This is a genomic window from Synechococcus sp. MU1625 (genome assembly GCF_020514205.1).
Lineage (GTDB): Bacteria > Cyanobacteriota > Cyanobacteriia > PCC-6307 > Cyanobiaceae > Parasynechococcus.
On record NZ_VTLA01000002.1, the window covers coordinates 144,948 to 162,727 of the forward strand.

Annotated in this window: 20 protein-coding genes; 9 read left to right on the forward strand and 11 right to left on the reverse strand. The window is 62.2% G+C overall.

Annotation, left to right across the window (positions count from 1 at the left end):
- Nucleotides 1–26: 26 nt before the first annotated feature.
- Nucleotides 27–689: a DNA mismatch repair protein MutS gene (locus tag FZX13_RS06635; protein ID WP_226408613.1), complete on the forward strand. Its 663-nt coding sequence runs from the start codon at nt 27–29 to the stop codon at nt 687–689.
- On the forward strand, nt 686–1,474 hold the full coding sequence (gene cobA, locus FZX13_RS06640) for a uroporphyrinogen-III C-methyltransferase (RefSeq protein ID WP_115024670.1): 789 nt from the start codon (nt 686–688) through the stop codon (nt 1,472–1,474). Before FZX13_RS06635 ends, cobA begins: the two co-directional genes overlap by 4 nt.
- Nucleotides 1,475–1,485: 11 nt before the next feature.
- On the opposite strand, the gene moaB is transcribed toward cobA, so the two are convergent.
- Nucleotides 1,486–1,983, reverse strand: coding sequence for a molybdenum cofactor biosynthesis protein B (gene moaB, locus FZX13_RS06645; protein WP_226408615.1), 498 nt, complete (start codon nt 1,981–1,983; stop codon nt 1,486–1,488).
- Between the two features lie 45 nt (nt 1,984–2,028).
- On the opposite strand from moaB, the gene FZX13_RS06650 reads away from it, so the two are divergent.
- The gene (locus FZX13_RS06650) at nt 2,029–2,265 is read left to right on the forward strand and encodes a MoaD/ThiS family protein (protein ID WP_226408625.1); all 237 of its coding nucleotides are present in this window, start codon (nt 2,029–2,031) and stop codon (nt 2,263–2,265) included.
- 3 nt (nt 2,266–2,268) lie between these two features.
- Nucleotides 2,269–2,697, forward strand: coding sequence for a molybdenum cofactor biosynthesis protein MoaE (locus FZX13_RS06655; protein WP_226408627.1), 429 nt, complete (start codon nt 2,269–2,271; stop codon nt 2,695–2,697).
- Here FZX13_RS06655 and FZX13_RS06660 read toward each other — a convergent pair.
- Nucleotides 2,661–3,524, reverse strand: coding sequence for an NAD-dependent epimerase/dehydratase family protein (locus FZX13_RS06660; RefSeq protein WP_226408830.1), 864 nt, complete (start codon nt 3,522–3,524; stop codon nt 2,661–2,663). The two genes, FZX13_RS06655 and FZX13_RS06660, sit on opposite strands and share 37 nt — an antisense overlap.
- 60 nt (nt 3,525–3,584) lie before the next feature.
- Between FZX13_RS06660 and FZX13_RS06665 the strand changes: the two genes are divergently transcribed.
- Nucleotides 3,585–4,394 carry a DUF3598 family protein gene (locus FZX13_RS06665; RefSeq protein ID WP_226408629.1) on the forward strand — a complete coding sequence of 270 codons (810 nt, stop codon included), beginning with the start codon at nt 3,585–3,587 and terminating at the stop codon, nt 4,392–4,394.
- On the opposite strand, the gene glp is transcribed toward FZX13_RS06665, so the two are convergent.
- Genes glp through FZX13_RS06685 form a run of 4 tightly spaced genes read right to left on the reverse strand, consistent with a single transcriptional unit; the run spans nt 4,379 to nt 7,122 of the window.
- Entirely contained in the window at nt 4,379–5,629 is a 1,251-nt protein-coding gene (gene glp, locus FZX13_RS06670; protein ID WP_226408832.1) for a gephyrin-like molybdotransferase Glp, read from the reverse strand. The two genes, FZX13_RS06665 and glp, sit on opposite strands and share 16 nt — an antisense overlap.
- On the reverse strand, nt 5,613–6,089 hold the full coding sequence (moaC, locus tag FZX13_RS06675; RefSeq protein ID WP_226408631.1) for a cyclic pyranopterin monophosphate synthase MoaC: 477 nt from the start codon (nt 6,087–6,089) through the stop codon (nt 5,613–5,615). Before moaC ends, glp begins: the two co-directional genes overlap by 17 nt.
- On the reverse strand, nt 6,086–6,784 hold the full coding sequence (locus tag FZX13_RS06680) for a carbonic anhydrase (protein WP_226408633.1): 699 nt from the start codon (nt 6,782–6,784) through the stop codon (nt 6,086–6,088). The genes moaC and FZX13_RS06680 overlap by 4 nt, the downstream gene beginning before the upstream one ends.
- A gap of 26 nt (nt 6,785–6,810) precedes the next feature.
- Nucleotides 6,811–7,122 carry a hypothetical protein gene (locus FZX13_RS06685; RefSeq protein WP_226408635.1) on the reverse strand — a complete coding sequence of 104 codons (312 nt, stop codon included), beginning with the start codon at nt 7,120–7,122 and terminating at the stop codon, nt 6,811–6,813.
- 278 nt (nt 7,123–7,400) lie between these two features.
- On the opposite strand from FZX13_RS06685, the gene FZX13_RS06690 reads away from it, so the two are divergent.
- On the forward strand, nt 7,401–7,868 hold the full coding sequence (locus FZX13_RS06690) for a nitrate reductase associated protein (protein ID WP_226408637.1): 468 nt from the start codon (nt 7,401–7,403) through the stop codon (nt 7,866–7,868).
- On the opposite strand, the gene FZX13_RS06695 is transcribed toward FZX13_RS06690, so the two are convergent.
- Nucleotides 7,849–10,080 (reverse strand): nitrate reductase, encoded by a 2,232-nt coding sequence (locus FZX13_RS06695; protein ID WP_226408639.1) that lies wholly within the window; start codon nt 10,078–10,080, stop codon nt 7,849–7,851. The two genes, FZX13_RS06690 and FZX13_RS06695, sit on opposite strands and share 20 nt — an antisense overlap.
- Nucleotides 10,081–10,161: 81 nt before the next feature.
- Nucleotides 10,162–11,703, reverse strand: a complete 1,542-nt coding sequence (locus FZX13_RS06700) for a NarK family nitrate/nitrite MFS transporter (RefSeq protein ID WP_226408641.1) — start codon at nt 11,701–11,703, stop codon at nt 10,162–10,164.
- A 286-nt stretch (nt 11,704–11,989) separates the two neighbouring features.
- Here FZX13_RS06700 and FZX13_RS06705 point away from each other — a divergent pair, with 286 nt between their 5' ends.
- The 3 genes from FZX13_RS06705 to FZX13_RS06715 all read left to right on the forward strand — a co-directional run bounded on the left by FZX13_RS06705 (nt 11,990) and on the right by FZX13_RS06715 (nt 14,173).
- A complete protein-coding gene (locus FZX13_RS06705; RefSeq protein WP_255618039.1) occupies nt 11,990–12,562 on the forward strand; it encodes a molybdenum cofactor guanylyltransferase in 573 nt (190 codons plus the stop codon).
- Nucleotides 12,559–13,602: a GTP 3',8-cyclase MoaA gene (locus FZX13_RS06710; RefSeq protein ID WP_226397526.1), complete on the forward strand. Its 1,044-nt coding sequence runs from the start codon at nt 12,559–12,561 to the stop codon at nt 13,600–13,602. The genes FZX13_RS06705 and FZX13_RS06710 overlap by 4 nt, the downstream gene beginning before the upstream one ends.
- A 79-nt stretch (nt 13,603–13,681) precedes the next feature.
- Complete coding sequence (locus tag FZX13_RS06715) at nt 13,682–14,173, forward strand: redox protein (protein WP_115094983.1); 492 nt, start codon at nt 13,682–13,684, stop codon at nt 14,171–14,173.
- On the opposite strand, the gene FZX13_RS06720 is transcribed toward FZX13_RS06715, so the two are convergent.
- The 3 genes from FZX13_RS06720 to FZX13_RS06730 are packed head-to-tail and all read right to left on the reverse strand — an operon-like array spanning nt 14,161 to nt 17,497.
- A complete protein-coding gene (locus FZX13_RS06720) occupies nt 14,161–15,060 on the reverse strand; it encodes a transglutaminase family protein (protein ID WP_166016133.1) in 900 nt (299 codons plus the stop codon). The two genes, FZX13_RS06715 and FZX13_RS06720, sit on opposite strands and share 13 nt — an antisense overlap.
- Nucleotides 15,033–16,028: an alpha-E domain-containing protein gene (locus tag FZX13_RS06725; protein WP_226397524.1), complete on the reverse strand. Its 996-nt coding sequence runs from the start codon at nt 16,026–16,028 to the stop codon at nt 15,033–15,035. The genes FZX13_RS06720 and FZX13_RS06725 overlap by 28 nt, the downstream gene beginning before the upstream one ends.
- Complete coding sequence (locus FZX13_RS06730) at nt 16,022–17,497, reverse strand: circularly permuted type 2 ATP-grasp protein (RefSeq protein ID WP_226397573.1); 1,476 nt, start codon at nt 17,495–17,497, stop codon at nt 16,022–16,024. The genes FZX13_RS06725 and FZX13_RS06730 overlap by 7 nt, the downstream gene beginning before the upstream one ends.
- Nucleotides 17,498–17,780 lie beyond the last annotated feature (283 nt).

Sequence of the window (17,780 nt, forward strand, 5' to 3'; positions counted from 1 at the left end):
ACTTCCTCAACGTTCAGAACAACCCGATGACATCAGCCGGCAGGGTCATCGATCCGTGGCCATTGCTACGGAATGACGCTTCCGACGCGAGAAGGCGTGGTCTGCACCTCGTGGTGCACGGCCGCAGTGGTGGTGCTGTTCCCGACTGTTTGGCATCCCTGCCGCCTCTTCTGGCTCAGCGGCGATCGGCGCCGGTACAGCTCGAGGTGCTGACAGCTGAACAGGCCGTTTCGCCTCCTCTCCAACCCGCTTGGATCGTTCCTTTGCTGTTGCTGCCTGGAGCTCACGCCCGAACGGACGTGCCGGCAATTCGGGACAGGCTTCATGGAGTTGGGGCCAGTGTGCGTTTGCTGCCCTTTCTCGGTGCATGGACCTCCTGGTGGGACGCTGTGCTGTCAGCGCTTCCTCTGCCTGAACGCCGTGATGCCGTGCTGGTGCACCATCCACTCCGTCCAGGTGTGGCGGATCGGTTTCTCACGATGCTTTCGTCTCGATTGGCGTTGCCGTTGGTTTCCTTCGATGCCTGGCCGGAGTTCCAGCAGCGCCATCCCCGCGCCCGGCCACTCCCGTTGGCTCTAGCTCCGAATCGCATGACGGAGGCGTTAAGCGAAGCTGGTGGATTGCCTCCTCTGCTGGAGCATCCCCGCACCCGTCAGGCCTTGATCGATCTGCTTGTTTCTCTGCCGTGAGCATCGCTGAACAATCCGGAACCGTTTATCTGGTGGGAGCCGGTCCTGGCGATCCCGAGTTGCTCACGCTGAAGGCGCATCGGCTGCTTCGTGAGTGCGATGCCCTGGTGTACGACTCGCTGGTGCCCGAGGAAGTGCTGGATCTTGTCCCTGATGCCTGCGAACGCCGTTTTGTCGGCAAGCGTCGTGGGCATCATTCAGTGCCGCAACCGAGCACCAACGCCGTGCTCGTGGAAATGGCCCAGAAACACAGCACGGTGGTGCGGTTGAAGGGGGGTGATCCCTTTCTGTTTGGTCGTGGAGGTGAAGAAGCGGCTTACTTGGCGGAAAGGAACATCTCTGTTCAGGTGGTCCCGGGCGTGACGGCCGGCATCGCTGCCCCTGCTTATGCCGGAATTCCCGTCACGCACAGGCGGGCGGGGTCATCGGTGACCTTCGTCACCGGTCATGAGGAAATCGACAAGCGCCGTCCCTCTGTGGATTGGCGTGCCTTGGCCGCTGCCAGTGACGGCTTGGTGATTTACATGGGATTGCACAATCTGCCCAGAATCGCGGAGGAACTGATGGCGGGTGGTTTGGCTTCGACAACTCCCGTGGCGGTGATCCAGCAGGGCACGGTGGCGGGGCAGCGTTGCCTCAAAGCAACCTTGGTTGACGTTGCCGATCAATGCCGAGCGCAAGCTTTCAAGTCACCCTCGATCGTTGTGGTTGGTGAGGTGATTGACCAGCAGGTTGAGGCCTGCATGCCCACACCGGCAGCGGTCACGATGCCGATTCCGTTCTGACAATCCACGCTCTATTCCTTCAAGCGAGCTCGGAGCTGGGCCAGGTTGCACGGCCGGGTGTTGGCATCGAGCTGAGCACGGATGAGCCGGTCCCAAGCCGTGGTCACCGCATCCAGAGAACCCGGCAGCACAAACACAAAGGTGCCGTTGGCCACGCCGGCAAGGCAGCGGCTTTGCAGGGTGCTGGTGCCGATGCTCTCGAAGGAGAGCACGCGAAACAGTTCCCCGAATCCTTCGATTGTTTTGTCCAGCAGAGGTGCCACGGCTTCGGGGGTGCCATCGCGGCCGGTCAGACCGGTACCCCCACTCGTGATCACCACATCAACCGCGGGATCGGCGATCCAGCGGCTCAGTTCACTGCGGATTTGATAGCGATCATCGGGGCAGAGTCTTCGCTCGTGAAGCCGATGGTCGGCGGCTTCAAGGCTGCGCAGCAGCTGATCTCCGCTGCTGTCGTCCGCCAGGGTGCGTGTGTCGGAGATGGTGAGCAGGGCGATGGACAGGCCCATGGCACAGCGGCGGAGCCTTCGGACGCTAGAACCGCTCCAGCTGCCATGGACGCGGTGCTGAAGGTGCTGTTGTTCGCCTCCCTCCGAGAACGTGCCGGTTGGGCGGAGCGTTCCCTTCCGTTGACGCCAGGGGTATCAACGGCCCGTGAGGTTTGGAACCAGTTGGATCTTGGCCCGCTCCAGGGCATCAGCATTGCGGTCAATCAGGAGTTGGTCGGTGCGAATCAGCGGTTGCAGGCCGGTGATGAGCTGGCCTTTCTTCCACCGTTCACGGGGGGTTGAAGCATGACCAGTTGTTCTGTGGAGGTGTGCCCGGATCCCTTTGATCCTTGGCAGCAGCTCGCGAACTGGAGTGGGGATGCCGCGGCCGCGGCGATCTTCATTGGTCGGGTGCGTCCCACCACCATGGATGGCCGGCCTCTGCAGGCGCTTGAGCTGGAGCACTTCCCCGGCCTTTGCGAACGTCAGATCACGGCCATGGCACAGCGTTTGCAGCAGGAGCACCGGGTGGGACCGATTTTGGTGCTGCATCGGGTGGGGAGGCTTGCCCCTGGGGACCCGATTGTGCTGGTGGCGGTCCAGGCGGATCGGCGCGGCGCGGCGCAGCGCTGCTCTGCTGCGTTGTTGGAGCAACTCAAGCATCAGGCCCCGTTCTGGAAGCGGGAGTGGTGCAGCGGTCAGGGAACCTGGCTGGCGGCAAATACGCCGCTCTGATCAACGCTTGGGTGCTGCAGTTGGTAGCCCAGCTGTTTGAGCCGGGTGTTGCGGATCCGTCGGCCCGCTGAACTCGGATCGTCTTGTCCAAGCCAGTGCACCGGTGCCAGCCCTTGGCGTCGCAGGCTTTGCTCCACGAGATCCCGCAGCAGGATCGGTTCGTCGTTGACCACATTCACCACGCCGGCCCATTCACCATCCACTGCTGCTTCCAGTGCACCGGCGGCATCAGCTACATGCAGCCAGTTGCTGTAAGAGCCTCCGCTGCCGGGGCGTTCCAGGCCGGCGAGTCCGCGCAAACGTCGATCCAGATCGCGGCCGGGGCCGTACAGCGCTCCGAGGCGCAGGATGCAAACGCGCCGGTCGCCGATGCTGTTGAGCAGTTGCTCGCTTTCCAGCAGAACATCGCCATGGCCGCGGCCCGGGTCGGGCGGCGTTTGCTCATCCACCCAGTCACCCTGGGCATCGCCGTACACCGAGCAACTGCTCGTGTAGAGAATCTGTCGAAGATTCGGCAGTTGTGGCAACAGCGACTTCAGGCAGCGGAAGCTGTCGACGAAGGTGTGGCGGTAGCCGTCGGCATCCACCTGGCGATCTCCCTTGGGACCGAGGCAGAACACGGCGCTGCTGCTCTGCTGCAGTGCGTCCAGCAATTGGGCAGGGTTGGTGGCATCGCACACCCTCACCCGATCCGCCAAGGAGCTGAGGTGCTCCAGCCGTTCGCTGCTGGTGGTGGTCAGCGTCAGCCTTAGCTGTGGCCGTCTCAGTTGCAGCCGCTCCGCCAGGGCAAGCCCCACATACCCGCAGCCAACGATCGTGAGGTCCATGGCGGGGGATGGCTGTTGCAGCGACCCTAAGGAGATCGACCGTTCCATGCCGTCACGGAGATGACTGATCAATGGACCCTCAACCGTCGCAATTTCGCCGGCCACTGGCAGGGCTGTGGCCACTGGTTTGAACGCGACGGCGCCGATCGGCTGGACCTACAGCATCCATCCCGCCGGATTGACCCCACCACATACGCGATTTCCTTTTCCGATGATGACCACGGGGTCTGGGATGGGTCGGGGCTGGCGTTTGCTCCCGGTGGCCATGCCACCTATCCCATCAGCCGAGCCAAATACAACGCCGGTGGCGGTTGCTGGCAGTTTCCCGGGGCGGGGGGCCAGTCCAGCCTGGGGTTGGATGCCGATCGTCCGCGCTTCGGCCACGAGATCAACCTGTTTTGCGGTCGCTCCCGCTCGATGCTGGTGCTGCTCTGGGAACCGCGGAACGGCCGTTGGCGCTTGCAGCGCGTTGGGGCGGTGGGCTTTCGTTGTCGTCTGAGCCCCGATCCCGAACCCGAGCGTCCCGCATGCGGGACACCCGAGGGTCTGCTGGATTTGGTGAAGGGATGGAGCGGTGAGCGGCAGACGCTCCGACCTCAGCTGGGGGTGAACGCCGAGGCCAAGGACGCTGCTCCCGTGGTGTTTGATACGCACCAATTTCTCCACAATGACTGCTCAGCCGTGATGCCCGATGGCTTGGTGTTCTCGGTGCCTAGTGAAATTCCAGCGGAGCCTTTCAGCCTGGAGATCGCTGGACGTCTCGGCGCTGAGTTGTTTCAGCAGGTCAGCATCCATTTCGATGCATCGGGCCAGCTCTTGGCCTGGGAGCGCCGATGCTTTCGCCCAGCGACGGTTCAGAAGATTCGCTGACGGATCACCTGGGCCCAGAGGCGCGTACCGCTTTGCAACGAGCCGGCCTCCGCCGGTAGTTCCAACAAAAGATCGGCCCGTTGCAGGGAGCCGATTCGGGAGGAGGCCTGCGAGCCATCCACCCGTGCCAGCAGGGCTCCTGCGGCGTTGGTGTCGAGGCGGGCTCGGGCCAGTTCCGGCCGTCCCGGTCGGCGGCTTAAAGGGTCTGCGAGTTCCACCATCACCCGGGGGAACAGCTCCGGTTCGATCTGCCCCTCCAGGGCCTGCAGGGCGGGCCAGAGCAGTTGCAGGGCGGTGACCGCCGCCGCCACGGGATTGCCCGGTAGTCCGAAAAACGGCACCCCCTCACCGATGCTTCCAAAGGCGAAGGGGCGACCCGGGCGAAGGAACAGTTTCCAGAAGTCCACGGCACCCAGCTCCGCCACCAGCGGTCGGATCCAGTCGGTATCGCCGGCGGAGACGCCTCCGGTACTTACCACCACGTCGCAGTCATTGGCCAGATCAAGCAGGGCCTGCCGCAGCGTGTTGGGTTGATCGGCCACCACCCGTCGCTGGGTCACCGACTGCCCGAGGGCCTGGAGCATCGTCTCCAGAAGCGTGCCGTTGCTCTCCCAGATGGCACCGGGGTGCCGCGCTGTTCCGGGTGGCACCAGTTCGTCCCCGCTGATCAGCAGCCCGATGCGGGGTTGCGGCACAACGGCCAATTCGGCGATGCCGCAGCCGGCGAGGCGTGCGAGATCGGCGGACCCCAGTCGCTGTCCAGCGGCCAGCAGCAGGTCCCCTGGCCGGCATTCCTCGTCTTTCGGGCGAATCCAGGGACGATCCGACGTTTCTTGCGCCAGCTGGAGGGTGTTGCCGTCCACTGTGATGAGCTCCTGGGGCAGCACCCAGCCGGCACCGTCCGGCAGTGGAGCTCCGGTGAGGATCCGAATCGCATCGCCGTTGGCCAGGCTTCCGTTGAAGGGTTGGCCTGCGGCGGAGCGCCCTTTCAGCTTCCAGGTCTCTCCGAGCTTGGGCTGGTGGCTCTGCCCCAAGGCATAGCCATCCATAATTGAGGCCGGAAACCCCGGAACGGCCGCGCTGGCCAGCACAGCTGCTGCGCTCACGCGGCCCAGGGCGTCCTGGAGGGGCACCGTGCTGCTGGCCGTGATCGGCTCGATTGCCGCCAGAACCCGTCGGCGTGCCTCCTCCAGGGGTAGACCTTCGCGTCCGTACGGCTCAGCGCTTCCAAACACCATTGCGCCCCCCTTCTTTGAAATGAAGCTGGATGGCCTCGATTGTCATGGCTGGATCGACCGCCTTGAGCATGTCGTAAAGGGTCAGCAGCCCCACGGAAACGGCTGTCATTGCTTCCATTTCCACCCCGGTTTGGCCCGTTGTCCGGCAACGGCAGTGGACGACGAGGCCAGGCAGGGATTCGTCCGCGTCGATCGACACATCCATGCCACTGAGCGGTAGGGGGTGGCACAGGGGAATCAATTCCCAAGTGCGTTTTGCGGCCTGGATGGCAGCCACCCGGGCGACCGCCAGAAGATCCCCTTTGGGTGTCTCTCCCCGCTGGATCATGGTCAGGGTTGCGGGCGCCATACGAATGGCTCCACTGGCATGGGCTTCGCGCTTGCTGGCAGGACGGTCCCCCACGTCCACCATGTGAACTTCGCCTTGTTGGTTCAGATGACTTAGCTCTTCCGTCATTTGATCAAGGTCACAACACCGGTAGTGAGTTCGAAATAACCCACTACCAGTTTCAGGGCACCGCTGCTTTTCGCTTCGGCCAAGGCCGAGCTGCGTTGGATCAGCGTGGATGCTGTGGCAAGGGCATTGCGTCTGACGGCCTCCGCCAGATTGCTGCTGCCGCTAATGGTCTCCTCGATGGGTTGGATCAGCCGTTCCAGCGAAGGGGTCAAAGGCTTGTCGTCCATCGCCGCCGTGACAGCTCCGCAGCCGCTATGCCCCATCACCATCACCAGCGGCGTTTTGAGAACGCTGACGCTGTACTCCACCGAGGCAATCGCTTCGTCAAAAGCACTGTTGCCGGCGTTGCGGATCACGAACAGGTCGCCAGGGGTGGTGTCGAACACCCAGCTCGGTGACACCCGTGAATCAGAGCAGGTGAGCACAGTCGCCCAGGGACGTTGGCTTGTGGCCAAAGCTCTGGGGGAATTGAAGCAGCGTGGGTCAGGATCGGTCGTCCGCAGCGTTGCCCTGTTCTCCTGAAGCGCCAGGCGCCACGCATCTGCAAAACGGCGGTTCCCCGCCATCAGGGCCTGAAGTGGATCGTCGGGAACGCAGAACCGATCTTCGGCAGCATCAACAGGCCGCGCTTGTATTAGGGCGGCCAAGGCCAGACCGCCCGTTCGCAGGAGGAAGTGACGGCGTTGGATCCCCATGCCGCCAGCTTATTTAGGCCGTGTGATCAGCGCTCGCCGAAGGGGGCCCAGAGCGTGGCCTCGGAGCCGACCACGGGTTCCACGGCGGGCTTGCTGGCAGCAGCCGGTTGAGCACTCACATTCGCGCTCATGGAGGAGACATCCGCTTCGCCCAAGGGAGCCCAGAGAGCGGCAGGACCGGCGATCACCGGCTCGACGCCAGTAGCGCCAGCCTGTACGGAGGCCGTCTGGCTGCGCACCAGTTGCACGGCGAGGGAACCAACGATGAACGCACCCAGGAAGCCGGCTGCCAGGGTGATGGGGCTGCGGCCGGAAGTGGACGAGATGCTGCTGGTCACGGCAGAAACTCTCAGAACAGAGCTTCAGTATGGAAAGAATTGGTGTGAACGACTACTGAATGGGCTGAATTGTGTAGCGGAATTAACAGTTCCTATGGGATCAAAGTCCTGCATTGGATGTTGCTGGAGAGCTTCAGCCGTGACCCATCCGTGGGACATTCCCAGCAACATTCCGAGGGAGAGGGCGAAGCGCACAGGCCAAGATTTGTATCAACGTAAACATCTCTGTTTCCGCGGTCTTCTGTTGTCATCATTGACACCAATCAAGGCTTTGGTTGATGTCCAGCCGTTGCGATTCTGCCAGCCATTGCTTTGCTTTTGAGCAGGATTTCATCGGCAACTGGCGCTGCATACCGCTGTGTGTGCGTCGGAAACTTGATCTCTGTGGGGTGAAGTTAAAGCTCAATCACTGGTTGCAACTCTCCAGGGATCAACGTCAAACCCTGGTGGATTGGCCGGATAGGGCCGACGCCCTCGAGCAGCTTCGCCAGCATCTGCGCGATTGCACGAGCACCATGGCCGATGGCATGGCGAAGGATCTTCCACCGGTCAGCGGCGCCCCCTGGCAACAGTTGGCCGAGCTGCCCGCTGCGGTACAGGAGGCGGCCACGGCGCGAGGTGTGTTGCTGACCCTGGAGAAATGGGCTCAGCTCAGTGAGCTGGATCGCTTTGCGTTGTGCAAGTTGGCCCGGCCGGGGCACGATCACCACAACCTTGAAGCAGCCTTCAGCGAAGTGCTGGTGTGAGTAGCCGGCGCAGTGCCTCCAGCTTTCCTTTTTGCTGCTCGACGGGCTTCACCACCGAGACGGCCGGAGCCACGATCACCGCGCAGGCCTTGAGTTCCGGCTGCTTCGATACCGGGCAGGCCTCGTCATGCATCAGGGTGTTGGCCTCGCAGGCCTTCTCCTGGGTGAATCCCCAGTGCATTGGCAGAAAGACCGATCCACGCCGAATGCGATCGGTGACCTTCACGGTCGCGGTGAGGTGACCGCGGCGCGAGCTGATCGCTGCCAGTTCGCCGTTGCGCAGTTTTAGATCCTGAGCGTCACCGGGGTGAATCTCCAGCAGCGGCTCGGGATGCTGTTTCATCAGCCGTTCCACCTTCCCTGTGCGGGTCATGGTGTGCCACTGCCCCAGATAGCGGCCCACCGTCAGCACCAGGGGGTAGGTCTCGCAGGGGGGTTCCGCCAGCCCGAGCGGTTGATCGGTGCTGAAGCGGGCGCGTTTGTTCGGGGTGGGGAACTGATGGTCTTCGTAGAGGCGTTTCGCTGCTGCGCTGGGGCTGCTGCCGTGGGGGTACGGCCACTGCTGTGGACCGTCCTGTTCAAGCAGCGCATGGCTCAGGCCACTCACGTCACAGAGGCGCCCTCGGGTCAGTTCGGTGAATTCGGCGTAAACCTCAGCCGCTGAATCGAAGCTGAATTGTTCGGTGTAGCCCAAGCGGCGTCCCACGTCAGCGAAGACCTCCCAGTCGGGCCGGCTTTCGCCGAAGCGGCGTCGATAGGCCGGGCAATAGGTCACCCGTCGTTCGGAATTGGTCATGGCACCGGCCTTCTCACTCCACTGGGCTGCGGGTAAAAGCAGGTGGGCGTAATGGGACGTTTCAGAGTCGGCATAGGCCTCGCTCACCACCACCAGCGGGCACTTGTTCATGGCTGACTTCACCCGGTCGAGATCCGGGAGGCTGACCAGGGGGTTGGTGGCGGCCACCCACCACAGATCCAGCGCGCCCTGTTCCATTGCTTCGATCTGCTGCCAGGCCGCTAATCCAGGCTTGGCGTTGATCCTTCCTTCTGGCAGCCGCCAGGCCTGTTCCACTGCGGCACGGTGCTCCGCGTTGGCCACCAAGCGGTAGCCCGGCAGCAGATGCGCCAAGCCTCCAGCCTCACGCCCGCCCATGGCATTTGGTTGGCCGGTGAGGGAAAACGGGCCCGCTCCTTCCTTGCCGATCTGGCCGGTGAGCAGATGCAGATTGATCAACCCCTGCACCACTGCTGTTCCTTCCCGGCGTTGGTTCACCCCCATTGACCAGAGGCTGAGCACCTTTTCGCGCCGGTGGAACAGAGCGGCCACTTCCCGCAGGCGTTTTTCGGGGATGTTGCAGAACAGGGCAACCCGTCTCGGTGTCCAGCGGGCGGCGACGTCAAAAAAGGCGTCGTAATTCTCGGTGTGGTCGTCGATGAAAGCTGGGTCCTGGCCGTTCTCGCGGAGGACCAGGTGGGCAATGCCGTGAAGCAGGGCCAGGTCGCTGCCTGGTGCAATCGGCAAGTGAATATCGGCGGCTTTGGCCGTGTCGGTGCGGCGTGGATCCACCACCACGATGGTGACGCTGCCAGGGTTTTTTCGTTTCCGCTTCAGAAGACGCTGGAACAGCACCGGGTGGCACTCGGCGGTGTTGGTGCCGATCAGAAACGCCACTGAGCAGTGGTCGAGATCCTCGTAGCTGCAGGGGGGGCCATCGGAGCCCAGGCTGCGGGTGTAGCCCGCCACTGCTGAGCTCATGCACAGCCGCGAGTTGGCATCAAAATTGTTGGTGCCGAGTGCGCCTTTCAGCAGTTTCTGGGCCAGGTAGTAGTCCTCGGTGTGGAACTGGCCGGAGCCGTACATGGCGATGCCATCGGCATTGCCGCGCTGGGTCACGCTTGCCTGAATCTGTCCGGTGATTTTGTCGAGGGCCTCGTCCCAGCTGATCGGTGCGAAGTCGTCCTCGAGCGTTTCGCGGAATAGGGGTTGGCGCATTCGTCCTTTGGCCAGGGTTTCGCCAACCGTGGCGCCCTTGATGCAGACCTGACCAAGACTGGAGGGATGCTCGCGGTCGCCGCGGGCGGTCCACATTGGATTGCCTTCACCATCCCGCTTCACGGCTTGACCCTTCACAGCAGGTGGGAGCAGCTCCAGGCCACAGCCCACGCCGCAGTAGGGGCACTGGCTGCGCACGCTGCGGGGGGAGTTGACCATGCAGGAACCAAAAAAGAACAAAACCCGGAGCGGAAGCTCCGGGTCGTTGCGCAGCAATGCGTTGCTGCTGAGGCTGATGGATCAGGCCGTTTCGCCTTCGTGCAGCTCTGCGAAGGAGCCCTTGGGCTCCTTGAGGAAGAAGAAGCAGAAGAAGGCCACGACCAAACCTGCGACGCCCAGGATCTGGAAGAAGGCGCTGTTGGAGGCAGCAATCACCTCGGGGGTGGGTTCGCCGCCGCCGCCCATCCACATCGGCAGGAGGCTGAAGATGGTCAGGTAGGTCACAGCACCAACGTTGCCGTAGGCACCGACCAGACCGGCCACCTGACCGGTGACGCGACGCTTGACCAGGGGCACCAGCGCGAAGGTGGCGCCTTCACCGGACTGCACGAAGAAGGAGGCGAGCATGGTGATCACCACGGCAACGGCGATGCCGGTGGTGCCGGTGAAGGTGCCCGGCTTGATCATGCTCATCACCAGGTAGCCCACGCCGAGACCGGCGGTGAGGAAGCCCATGGTGTTCTTGCGGCTGCCGACGCGGTCGGAGATCAGACCACCGGCAGGGCGGGCCACCAGGTTCACGAAAGCGAAGCAGGAGGCCAGGATTCCGGCGGTGGCCTTCGGCAGATCGAAGGTGGTTTCAAAGAAGGTGGGCAGCATCGAAACCACGGCCAGTTCGGAACCGAAGTTCACGATGTACGTGAGCTCGAGGATCGCCACCTGGCGGAACTCATAGCGGTCTTCTTTGGGATAAACCTTGTTGCCAAGAATCAGATCGCGGTTGGTGCGGATGATTCCCCAGGTTTGGAAGGCAAACCAGACGGCGACGGCACCGAGGGCCAGCGGATAGGTGCTTGCGGTGAGGAAGCCCACCTTGCCGAGACGCCAGCAGAGCACGCAGAGGATGGCTGCGAAGGGCACGTTCATGCCGAGCAGGCCCCAGAAGTCGCGCATGGAGGTGACTTCCAGGCCTGCGGTCTTTTCAGGCCGCTGGTAGGTCTTGCCGGGGGGTGTGTCCGTGACGTTGAAGAAGTAGAAGAAGCCGTAGGCAGCCGAAACGATGCCGGTGAGGGCGATCGCACCGCGCCAGTTCAGAACAGCACCGGTCGGCAGTTCGAAACCACCGGAGAAGGAGAGGAAGCCGGCGAGGGCCACCATCGTGAGGGCGGAGAAGGCGGAGCCGAAGTTGCCCCAGCCGCCGTAGATCCCTTCCGCGAGGCCGATTTCCTTAGGAGGGAACCACTCGGCCACCATTCGGATGCCGATCACGAAGCCGGCGCCCACGATGGAGAGCAGCAGACGTGCCACCACCAGTTGGTTGAAGTCCTGAGCGGACGCAAACAGCAGGCAGGGAAAGGCTGAGAAGACCAGGATCGAGGAATAGGTGATCCGGGGTCCGAATTTGTCCAGAAGCATGCCAATCAGCACGCGAGCCGGGATGGTGAGGGCCACATTGCAGATGGCCACGGTGCGGATCTGACCAACGGTCAATCCGAGGTCCGCTTTCACAGTGGTGGCCAGAGGGGCCAAGTTGAACCAGACCACGAAGGTCAGGAAGAAGGCGATCCAGGTCAGGTGAAGGGTTCGATACCTGCCCTGGAACGACCAGAGGTCGCCAAGCATTGAGAAGAAGAAGTGAAACCTCGGGCGTCAAAACGAAGGGTGCCCGGGGATGGCAAAACGGTCGAAAAGAAGATCCGTTTAACTCGCGCAGTTAATCAATTCGTCGGGCCACTCTTTGGTCAGATTGGTTACCAATTTCTGTTTTTGTGTTCCCCTGCAAACATCAATGGAGCTGATTGATTGGATCAGGTGTTCTTGTGCCTGGATGATTTGGTAGCGGTTGCAACTTTGTTGGGTTGTTGGACTTCGCTGGTGCAGATTGTTGATCAGAGATGTGAACCAAGGCTTGCGGGTTTGTTTGCTCAGTGGCGGTAGCAGCCGTCGCATGGGGCGTGACAAAGCGCTGTTGCCCCATCCATCCGGTGGTGTTTGGCTCACCGCGTTGGTCGACCAGCTGCTGCCCTTGGGGTATCCGGTGCAGGTGTTGAGTCGCCATCGCGAGCATGCAGAGGTGCTGGGGCTCCGACCCGGATGTTCCATGCTGTTGGAGCCCCCTCCTTGGAATGGCCCCCTGCAGGCGCTTGCCAGGGTGCTGCCGCTTCCGCCCGGGGAGGCGTTGCTGGTGCTTCCGGTGGACATGCCGCGCTTGCGGACGGCTGTATTTCTTCAGCTCATCGCGGCCTGGAACCGTGCTCCTGAGCAAGCAGCGGTGGCCCATGACGGTATGCGGCTGCAGCCGTTGTTGGCGGTGATTCCTTCAGGCTCCCCCTTTCGCTCCTGTCTCGATCAGCAATTGCAACGTGGAGAGTTGCGCTGGATGGACTGGTTGATGCGTGTTCCTCATCAGTCGGTGCAGTTGCCTGCAGAGGCTCTGCTGAATGCCAATTGCTCAGCAGATCTGTCAGCGTTGGAAGGATGAGCACCTCGCTGCCGCTCGCAGATCGTTTCAACCGGCCCCTCGGAGTACTGCGGCTGTCGCTGACGGCCCGCTGCAATCTCGCTTGTCCGTACTGCCGTCCGGATGTGGATGATCCCCCTGGCTTGCTCACGCTTGAGCAGCAGATGCGCGTTATTCGTGTCGCCTCGCGCCTTGGAACCCAAACGCTACGGCTCACGGGTGGAGAGCCGTTGTTGAGCCGTCGGTTGTTGCCCTTGCTTGAGGCAGTGGCGCAGGCCCGGAGGCGTCGCTCAGATCCCATAGCAGGTCTTGAAGTGGTGGCGCTGACCAGCAATGGGGTTTTGCTTTCGGAACCGATGGCTCGGTCGCTGCGCGCAGCAGGGTTGAATCGCATCACCATCAGCTTGGATGCAGCAGAAGGGGAGGCAGCAGCGCGCATGGCTGGTCTCCAGGGTGGCGCTGTCGCCGGTGAACGGTTGGTGCGCAAGGTGCAGGACGGCATTTCGGCGGCTCGTGCCGCTGGTTTTGACCCCTCGGCCGGTGAACTCAAGCTCAACGCTGTGATCCAACGGGGGATGAATGATGATCAACTTCTTCCCTTGGCCGGTTTGGCGCGGCAGCAGGGGGTGGAGCTGCGCTTGATTGAGTTCATGGATGTGGGCAACCGCAACCAGTGGAGGCTGGACCAGGTGCTGCCGGCGGCGCAGATGGTGGAGCGCATTCACGCCCGTTGGCCCCTCGAACCCCTGGGGCGCCCCAGGGGTGGCACGGCCCAGCGTTGGAACTATTGCGATGGTGCCGGATCCATCGGTGTGATCGCCTCCATCAGTGAGCCGTTCTGTGGAGATTGCAACCGGTTGCGTGTCACCGCCGATGGGCAGGCGTTCACCTGTTTGTTCTCTGCTCATGGCATGGATCTCAAGCCTGTGCTCTCGTCGGAGCCTTGCCTCGAGCAGGCCATACGCGATCTTTGGCAGCGGCGCCAAGACCGCTACAGCGAGGAGCGTGATCCAGAGGCCGGTGCGTCAACGCATGCGGAGATGGCGTATCTGGGGGGCTGAACCGTTGTGATCGTCACCGTTTTTGAGTGAGGCTCCCGGTACAACAAGTCAGCTGAAGGATCTTCAAGGATCCATTGAGATGTTCGAACTGCTGGCCTACGAGCGCTTTCGCGACACCCCATCGGTTCGTTTTTTCGACGTGACTGTGGACACCTCCAACGCGCGTGACTTGGTGATTCACAGCGGTCCTGCGGTGTCGCCACCCAACGACCCTGAGAGTGGAGCCTGGCAGTTTTATTTGCATCCCCATCAGGAAGACAATTTGCTGGCGGCGAGTGGCGGGAGAACCTTCTTTTTGGTGAATCTGGCCTGGGAGCAGCCGTTTCACATCGTTCGGCTGGAAAGTGGTGGTGACATCCTTCGCATTCCCCCCGGCACCTTCCACCGCTCGATTTCCGATCCCGACGGCTCCGTCGTTCTGAACCAGGCGGTCCGTGAGGAGGGCGTCTCTCTTGTGCGGGAATTTCGGGTCTACAACAGCGCCGAGATCCCGGCCTTGATGGCTGCAACCCATAGCTCTGCTCGGAAGCCCCAGTTGCATGGGGTGGAACCTCTGCTTCAGGCGGCCTGAACGAGGTTGTGTTGTGAGTTCTCTGTTCCGGAGGCTTCGTCGTTGATCTGAATCTGCCAATTCAGCTCACTCGCTGTTCCTGGGGGGCCGCTGAAGCTGCCGCTCACGGCCGCGGTGAGTTCCGGTTTGGAGGAGGTGGCTAGCACCACATAGCGCTCGGTGACCTCCTTGCCGGCACTGGGGTCAAAGCCTCTCCAGCCCGCTCCAGGTAGGTAGACCTCCGCCCAGGCATGGAGGTCGTACTCGTTCGGGGGAGGTTGCTGCAGTTGATATCCGCTCACGAATCGGGCCGGAAGACCCACCACGCGGCAGCAGGCCACCATCAGCATGGCCAGATCTCGGCAAGAGCCGATTCGCTCGCGCAGGGTTCGGCCCGCTGGCCAGGCCGGCCCCACATGGCGTTGGGTGTATTTCACCCGCTCTTGAATCAGTTCAATGAGTTGATTCAGAAAGGCCAGGGTCTGTTGGTTGCTGCCCATCAGCGCTTCCTGAGTGAGGTCGATGGCTGCGGGTTCGTGCTGGCCATTGGGCAACCAGCCTTCTAAGGCGCCCTGCAGATCACTGTTGAGTTGGCCTCGCGGGTAGGGCAGTGGTGGTTCGAGTCCGTTGAAGCAGCTCTGCAGCGGTGGTGCCGGCCGGGTTTCCACCAGACTGCGGGCCTCAAAGACGAGTTGCTCGGTGCTGCCAAGAAAGTGGAGCCGTTGGATTTCGTCGCCGCTGGCGGCCACCAGTTCCCGACGTTGCTCAGGTTCAGGCAGCACGCTGAGGTGATGGTCCAGCAGGGTCTGGAACCCCTGTCCCCTGGGTTTCAGACAGAGGCGATGCTCCCCCAGAACGACCGTGGCCTCATACCGATACGTCAGGCGGTGAACGATGAGAGCGCGCATGCTGGATCGGTGGGAGTGGAACGGAGGTCGGCGCTGGTGAAGTAGCGGGTCTGGATCAGGATGTGGAGTTGATTGAGGTCCTGTTGAAGCCGGTCAATCGCTTCATGCAGACCGGATTCGATCAGGTTGTCGATCCTCACGTAGCTCCAGCGGGCCAAGAGCTGGCCGCGTAAGCAGTCGAGATCATCTGGCGTGTCTTGGCTCGGGTGCTGCTGGATCTGTTGCAAGGTGTCGCTGATGCCCTGGAGGCAGTAGCGCACCGACCGAGGAAAGAATGGATCCAGCAGCAAAAAGCGGGCCACCGATGCGGGGCTGATCGCTTGTTGGACGCTCTGGCGGTACATCTGATACGCGCCCGCCGTGCGCAGCAGGGTGATCCACTGCAGTTCATCCAGCACCCCGCCGACCTCCTCGGTGGACGGCAGCAGCAGGAAGTATTTGACGTCGAGGATGCGGGAGGTTTTGTCAGCGCGTTCGATCAGACGTCCCAGCTGGCTGAACAGCCAGCTCAGATCGCGGCTCAGTGTGGTGTCGGTGATCCCGTACACAAGCTGGCAGCCGCGGCGGATGATCTGCAGTTGCTCCTGCACGGGTTCCCGCCAGATGTCTTCGTCGTCTTGCAGGCTCCAGTGCAGATCATTGATCTGCTCCCACATTTCCGTGGTGATCACATCCCTGATCTGCCTTGCATTTTCCCGAGCCATCGCAATGCAGCTCACGATGCTGTTGGGATTGCTGCGGTCCAGCAGTAGGAAGCGCACCACTTGTTTGGGAGTGGCATCGGGATAGGCCACGTCGAAGCTGTTCCGATCCCCTGTCACCTCCACCAACGGCAACCATGGTTCTGCGCTCCCCGGAGGACAGTCCAGAGCCATCGCTTCACTTACTTCCAGAAAACGCGAGATGTTTTCGGCGCGTTCCAGATAACGGTTGATCCAGTAGAGCGAATCGGCAACGCGACTCAACACGGCACAGCCTCCTTTGGCTGCGGTGCCGACATCCGTTGGTCGTCGACGATCCAGGTGTCCTTACAGCCGCCCCCTTGGGATGAATTCACCACCAGTGAGCCCCGCTTGAGGGCCACCCGCGTCAGCCCCCCTGGGCTCACCCAGCTGTTTGAGCCGCGCAGCACATAGGGGCGCAGATCCACGTGGCAGGGATACAGCTCACCGTCACTGAGGGATGGCACGGTGGAGAGCTGCAGTGTGGGCTGCGCGATGAAGTTGCGGGGATTCGCACGGATCTTGGTGTCGAAGTCAGCCAGTTCCGATCGGCTGGCCTGGGGGCCGATCAGCATTCCGTAGCCCCCGGCTTCCGCCACCGATTTCACCACCAGTTGCTCGAGGTGGTCGAGCACATAGCGCTGATCGTCGGGCCGGGCACAGAGATAGGTGGGAACGTTCTCGATGATCGGCTCCTCATCGAGGTAGTAGCGGATCATTGCCGGCACATGGGCGTAGATCAGCTTGTCGTCGGCGACGCCGGTGCCGGGGGCATTGGCGATGGCGACCCGTCCTTGCCTAAGCACGTCGATCAGGCCCGGCACCCCCAGCATCGAGTCCTGCCGGAACACGGTGGGATCGAGAAAATCGTCGTCGATACGGCGGTAGATCACATCCACGGGCTTGAGCCCGTTGGTGCTGCGCATCCACACCCGGCCGTCTTCGCAGACCAGGTCCCGTCCCTCAACCAGTGCAATGCCCATCTGCTGGGCCAGATAGCTGTGCTCGAAATAGGCGCTGTTGAACACCCCGGGCGTCAGGATTGCCACGCGAGGGCTTTCACTCCAGGGCGCCAGGTCCTGAAGGGTGCGCAGCAGATGGGAGGGATAGGCGTCGATCGGTTGAACGGCACGGCCCTCGAACAGGCCAGGGAACAACCGTTTCATCACCCGACGATTCTCGAGGAAGTAGGCCACCCCTGACGGGCAGCGCAGGTTGTCTTCCAGGACACGCCAGGTGCCATTGCCGTCGCGGATCAGGTCGAGTCCGGAGATGTGGCACCAGCGGTTGAGGGGCAGGCTGATGCCCTGCATCTGAGGTCGCCAGCCGGAGGAACTTTCCACGTCTTCCCGCGGGATCACACCGTCGTTGAGGATCTGCTGCGGGCCGTAGATGTCGGCGAGGAAGCAGTCGATGGCTTCCAGGCGTTGCAGCAGTCCCCGCTCCAGGTTGATCCAGTCGCTGCGGCCGATCAGTCGGGGCAAGGGATCGAAAGGAAGAATCCGTTCACTGCCCTTGAGGCCGGAATCGTTCAGGCGGAACGTGGCACCGAGGCGACGCAGCAGCTGGCTGGCGGAGGCATGACTGCGGTTGAGCTCGGGCAATCCCATCTGCCCCAGCGATGCAAGCAGGGTGGCCAGATCGTCGCGAGGCCTCGCCGTGTCACTACAGAAATATTCGTCGAAGCCGACCGTGGGTTTGTAGTCGGTGAACATTCCGATGGTCTGGGCACATTTCATCCAAGGCGTCGCCCCAACCCCCTCGGGTTGTAGTTGCTACACATTCCGCAATTTCAGGTGACAGGGCGCTGATCGCTTGATGTTTGCGTATCCGAAGGCACCTGAATCGAGGGCGAAGGGCCAGGCGGGGAAGACTCTTTTGCTTATCTGTTTCTGGAGTTCAAAGGGTCTTCGCTTTGGATGAATTGCTCTGGGCGCGACTGATCTTTGCCCTCGGTGCCGTTGTTACTGCGGCGACGGTGGTGATGATTCTGCGCGG